This window comes from Arthrobacter echini, from assembly GCF_008107445.1.
Lineage (GTDB): Bacteria > Actinomycetota > Actinomycetes > Actinomycetales > Micrococcaceae > Arthrobacter_D > Arthrobacter_D echini_A.
In genome coordinates, this window is the sequence record NZ_VSLD01000019.1 from 1 (window position 1) to 5,820 (window position 5,820).

A 5,820-nucleotide genomic window follows, 5' to 3' on the forward strand; every position below is an offset into this window, starting at 1 on the left:
TGTGGTTGTCCGGCGGTGTCCTACTCTCCCACACTCTCTCGGGTGCAGTACCATCGGCGCTGTGGGTCTTAGCTTCCGGGTTCGGAATGGGACCGGGCGTTTCCTCCACGCTATGACCGCCGTAACCCTGTGTACCGGTCGCGTCCCCTGGTTCCTGCGCTGCTGCCCCCTCTTGTGTGTGGGGGGTGGGTGCGGGGTGGGGGTGCCGGTAAGTCTGGGTGTACGTGTTGCGTATTCAGTTGTGAGTTTCCACCTGTGGTGGTGGTGGTGGTTTCCTGTTGTTGGTTGGGAACCGCATAGTGGACGCGTAGCATGTGTGATTTTCACTCCCCCGCCGGTTTCCACCGTGGTGGGGTGGGGGGTGTGTGGTGTAAGTTATCGGCTTATTAGTACCGGTCAGCTTCACAGGTCGTTAGTCCCTGCTTCCACATCCGGCCTATCAACCCAGTGGTCTGGCTGGGGGCCTCTCACACTCTAGGTGTATGGAAATCTCATCTCGAAGCAGGCTTCCCGCTTAGATGCTTTCAGCGGTTATCCCATCCGAACGTAGCTAATCAGCGGTGCACTTGGCAGTACAACTGACACACCAGAGGTTCGTCCGTCCCGGTCCTCTCGTACTAAGGACAGCCCTTCTCAAATTTCCTGCGCGCGCAGCGGATAGGGACCGAACTGTCTCACGACGTTCTAAACCCAGCTCGCGTACCGCTTTAATGGGCGAACAGCCCAACCCTTGGGACCTACTCCAGCCCCAGGATGCGACGAGCCGACATCGAGGTGCCAAACCATGCCGTCGATATGGACTCTTGGGCAAGATCAGCCTGTTATCCCCGAGGTACCTTTTATCCGTTGAGCGACGGCCATTCCACAATGTGCCGCCGGATCACTAGTCCCGACTTTCGTCCCTGCTTGAGATGTCTCTCTCACAGTCAAGCTCCCTTGTGCACTTACACTCGCCACCTGATTGCCAACCAGGCTGAGGGAACCTTTGGGCGCCTCCGTTACTTTTTAGGAGGCAACCGCCCCAGTTAAACTACCCATCAGGCACTGTCCCTGACCCGGATTACGGGCCGAAGTTAGATATCCAGAGTGACCAGAGTGGTATTTCAACGATGACTCCAGGCGAACTAGCGTCCACCCTTCACAGTCTCCCACCTATCCTACACAAGCCACACCGAACACCAATACCAAACTATAGTGAAGGTCTCGGGGTCTTTCCGTCCTGCTGCGCGTAACGAGCATCTTTACTCGTACTGCAATTTCGCCGAGTTTATGGTTGAGACAGCGGGGAAGTCGTTACTCCATTCGTGCAGGTCGGAACTTACCCGACAAGGAATTTCGCTACCTTAGGATGGTTATAGTTACCACCGCCGTTTACTGGGGCTTGAATTCCCAGCTTCGTCCCACGCAAGCGTGAAACTAACCGGTCCTCTTAACCTTCCAGCACCGGGCAGGAGTCAGTCCGTATACATCGTCTTGCGACTTCGCACGGACCTGTGTTTTTAGTAAACAGTCGCTTCCCCCTGGTCTCTGCGGCCCTGATCCCCTCCCGGTAGCACGTACCGGTCAAGGTTGGGGCCCCCCTTCTCCCGAAGTTACGGGGGCATTTTGCCGAGTTCCTTAACCATAATTCTCTCGATCGCCTTAGTATTCTCTACCTGATCACCTGTGTCGGTTTGGGGTACGGGCAGCTGGAACCTCGCGCCGATGCTTTTCTAGGCAGCATAGGATCACCGAATTCCCCCATACGGGGGTCCCATCAGATCTCAAGCACGGTATCTAAACCAGGACCACGGATTTGCCTATGGTCCGCCCTACATCCTTAGACCGGGACTACCATCGCCCGGCTCGGCTACCTTCCTGCGTCACACCTGTTAATACGCTTACCTCCCAAGATCAGGTCCCGCGATCCACAAAAAACCACGTCACCACAAGGGTGGGCGGTCATGCTTCTGGCGGTTAGTATCCCTCGATCAGTATTGGCGGTTCTTCGCCGGTACGGGAATATCAACCCGTTGTCCATCGACTACGCCTGTCGGCCTCGCCTTAGGTCCCGACTTACCCAGGGCAGATTAGCTTGACCCTGGAACCCTTGATCATTCGGCGGACGGGTTTCTCACCCGTCTTTCGCTACTCATGCCTGCATTCTCACTCGTGTAGGCTCCACCGCTGGTTCACACCGCGACTTCACCGCCCACACGACGCTCCCCTACCCATCCACACCCCTGAACCAAAAGAACAAGTCTCCGGCTTGGGTACATATGTGAATGCCACAACTTCGGCGGTGTACTTGAGCCCCGCTACATTGTCGGCGCGGAATCACTTGACCAGTGAGCTATTACGCACTCTTTCAAGGATGGCTGCTTCTAAGCCAACCTCCTGGTTGTCTTCGCAACTCCACATCCTTTCCCACTTAGCACACGCTTAGGGGCCTTAGTTGGTGGTCTGGGCTGTTTCCCTCTCGACTATGAAGCTTATCCCCCACAGTCTCACTGCTGCGCTCTCACTTACCGGCATTCGGAGTTTGGCTGACGTCAGTAACCTTGTAGGGCCCATCAGTCATCCAGTAGCTCTACCTCCGGCAAGAAACACGCAACGCTGCACCTAAATGCATTTCGGGGAGAACCAGCTATCACGAAGTTTGATTGGCCTTTCACCCCTACCCACAGCTCATCCCCTCCATTTTCAACTGAAGTGGGTTCGGTCCTCCACGACGTCTTACCGTCGCTTCAACCTGGCCATGGGTAGATCACTTCGCTTCGGGTCTAGATCACGCCACTCACTCGCCCTATTCAGACTCGCTTTCGCTACGGCTTCCCCACACGGGTTAACCTCGCGACGTAACACTAACTCGCAGGCTCATTCTTCAAAAGGCACGCCGTCACAGAAACAAGTCTGCTCCGACGGTTTGTAGGCACACGGTTTCAGGTACTATTTCACTCCCCTCCCGGGGTACTTTTCACCTTTCCCTCACGGTACTGGTCCGCTATCGGTCATCAGGGAGTATTTAGGCTTACCAGGTGGTCCTGGCAGATTCGCACGGGATTTCTCGGGCCCCGTGCTACTTGGGATCCTCTCCAAACGGCGTCACGCATTACGGTTACGGGACTTACACCCTCTCCGGCCGGGCTTTCAAACCCGTTCACCTATACGCACGCACACATTTCACCAATCCGGCAGAACTGGTACGGAAAGTCCCACAACCCCAGTGATGCAACGCCCGCCGGCTATCACACACCACTGGTTTAGCCTGATCCGCGTTCGCTCGCCACTACTGACGGAATCACTATTGTTTTCTCTTCCTGTGGGTACTGAGATGTTTCACTTCCCCACGTTCCCCCCACGTACCCTATGTGTTCAGATACGGGTCACCCGGTCACTCGCGCGCCGGGCGGGGTTTCCCCATTCGGACATCCTGGGATCAAAGTTCGGTTATCAACTCCCCCAGGCTTATCGCAGATTCCCACGTCCTTCTTCGGCTCCTGATGCCAAGGCATCCACCGTGTGCCCTTAAAAACTTGACCACAAAAATCACTCAGCTCACGAAACACCGCACACAACAAGCGAACCAACACCCCCACCTCACCCGAAAGCAAGACAAGACCACCAGCACACCCATCAACGCACGACACTCCGCTCACAGTTTTTAAGATGCTCGCGTCCACTATGCAGTTCTCAACCAACAACCCCGACACACCCACACCCACCCCACACAAGGGACGGACGCAGCATGCGCAGGAAAACCAGAAACAACCGGAAAACCCCCACCCATCACCACCCCCCGGACGAACCAAGGGACAACGACGACAAGGAGCCCTGTTATCTCAGGACCCAACAGTGTGCCAAACGCCTCACCCACCAACACCACCAGCATCACTTTCCAACCCCCACACACCACCTGGCCACCCCACATCACTGCGAAGAACCAGACACTGCACGAAAGGCGTACTACGACACCAACGACATCACCGAATGAACCTATTCTCTGATATTCCACCCATGAGCACCCACCGCGGAACAAACGCCCGCGCTATGGGCTAACTCCTGCAAGGACACACACCCACCACTTGGGATGAGCGAACGACCTCGAGGCGCTCCTTAGAAAGGAGGTGATCCAGCCGCACCTTCCGGTACGGCTACCTTGTTACGACTTAGTCCCAATCGCCGGTCCCACCTTCGACGGCTCCCTCCCACAAGGGGTTAGGCCACCGGCTTCGGGTGTTACCAACTTTCGTGACTTGACGGGCGGTGTGTACAAGGCCCGGGAACGTATTCACCGCAGCGTTGCTGATCTGCGATTACTAGCGACTCCAACTTCATGAGGTCGAGTTGCAGACCTCAATCCGAACTGAGACCGGCTTTTTGGGATTAGCTCCACCTCACAGTATCGCAACCCTTTGTACCGGCCATTGTAGCACGCGTGAAGCCCAAGACATAAGGGGCATGATGATTTGACGTCGTCCCCACCTTCCTCCGAGTTGACCCCGGCAGTCTCCCATGAGTCCCCGGCATAACCCGCTGGCAACATGGAACGAGGGTTGCGCTCGTTGCGGGACTTAACCCAACATCTCACGACACGAGCTGACGACAACCATGCACCACCTGTAAACCGGCCACAAGTGGCTGACACATCTCTGCATCATTCCGGTTCATGTCAAGCCTTGGTAAGGTTCTTCGCGTTGCATCGAATTAATCCGCATGCTCCGCCGCTTGTGCGGGCCCCCGTCAATTCCTTTGAGTTTTAGCCTTGCGGCCGTACTCCCCAGGCGGGGCACTTAATGCGTTAGCTACGGCGCGGAAAACGTGGAATGTCCCCCACACCTAGTGCCCAACGTTTACGGCATGGACTACCAGGGTATCTAATCCTGTTCGCTCCCCATGCTTTCGCTCCTCAGCGTCAGTTACAGCCCAGAGACCTGCCTTCGCCATCGGTGTTCCTCCTGATATCTGCGCATTTCACCGCTACACCAGGAATTCCAGTCTCCCCTACTGCACTCTAGTCTGCCCGTACCCACCGCAGATCCGGGGTTAAGCCCCGGACTTTCACGACAGACGCGACAAACCGCCTACGAGCTCTTTACGCCCAATAATTCCGGATAACGCTTGCGCCCTACGTATTACCGCGGCTGCTGGCACGTAGTTAGCCGGCGCTTCTTCTGCAGGTACCGTCACCAACCCCACAAAGGACCAGCTTCTTCCCTACTGAAAGAGGTTTACAACCCGAAGGCCTTCATCCCTCACGCGGCGTCGCTGCATCAGGCTTTCGCCCATTGTGCAATATTCCCCACTGCTGCCTCCCGTAGGAGTCTGGGCCGTGTCTCAGTCCCAGTGTGGCCGGTCACCCTCTCAGGCCGGCTACCCGTCGTCGCCTTGGTAAGCCATTACCCCACCAACAAGCTGATAGGCCGCGAGTCCATCCAAAACCACAAAAGCTTTCCACCAACACCGCATGCGCGGGAAGGTCGTATCCAGTATTAGACCCAATTTCTCAGGCTTATCCCGGAGTCAAGGGCAGGTTACTCACGTGTTACTCACCCGTTCGCCACTAATCCCCCCAGCAAGCTGGAGATCATCGTTCGACTTGCATGTGTTAAGCACGCCGCCAGCGTTCATCCTGAGCCAGGATCAAACTCTCCGTAAAAAACTACGAACACAACACCATCACCCGGGAAAACGGACAACAATGCTGCACAAAATTCGAAACCAGCCAAAAAAACCAGCCACCACCACAACGACGGCGACCAGCAAATTCAACCAATCAACAAACAATCGGTATCAAAAAACTTGGCACACTATTGAGTTCTCAAACAACAGGAGCAAACG

The 5,820-nt window shown here is 55.8% G+C and carries 3 rRNA genes; all 3 read right to left on the reverse strand.

The annotated features are described in order from the left end of the window. Positions 1-7: 7 nt before the first annotated feature. Positions 8-124, reverse strand: a 5S ribosomal RNA gene (rrf, locus tag FQ377_RS14535). Positions 125-365: 241 nt separating this feature from the next. Beyond that, a 23S ribosomal RNA gene (locus FQ377_RS14540) occupies positions 366-3,521 on the reverse strand. A 578-nt stretch (positions 3,522-4,099) separates the two neighbouring features. Further along, positions 4,100-5,638: ribosomal RNA gene (locus tag FQ377_RS14545) — 16S ribosomal RNA — on the reverse strand. Together the 16S, 23S and 5S rRNA genes form the textbook arrangement of a ribosomal RNA operon. Between the last annotated feature and the right edge of the window lie 182 nt (positions 5,639-5,820).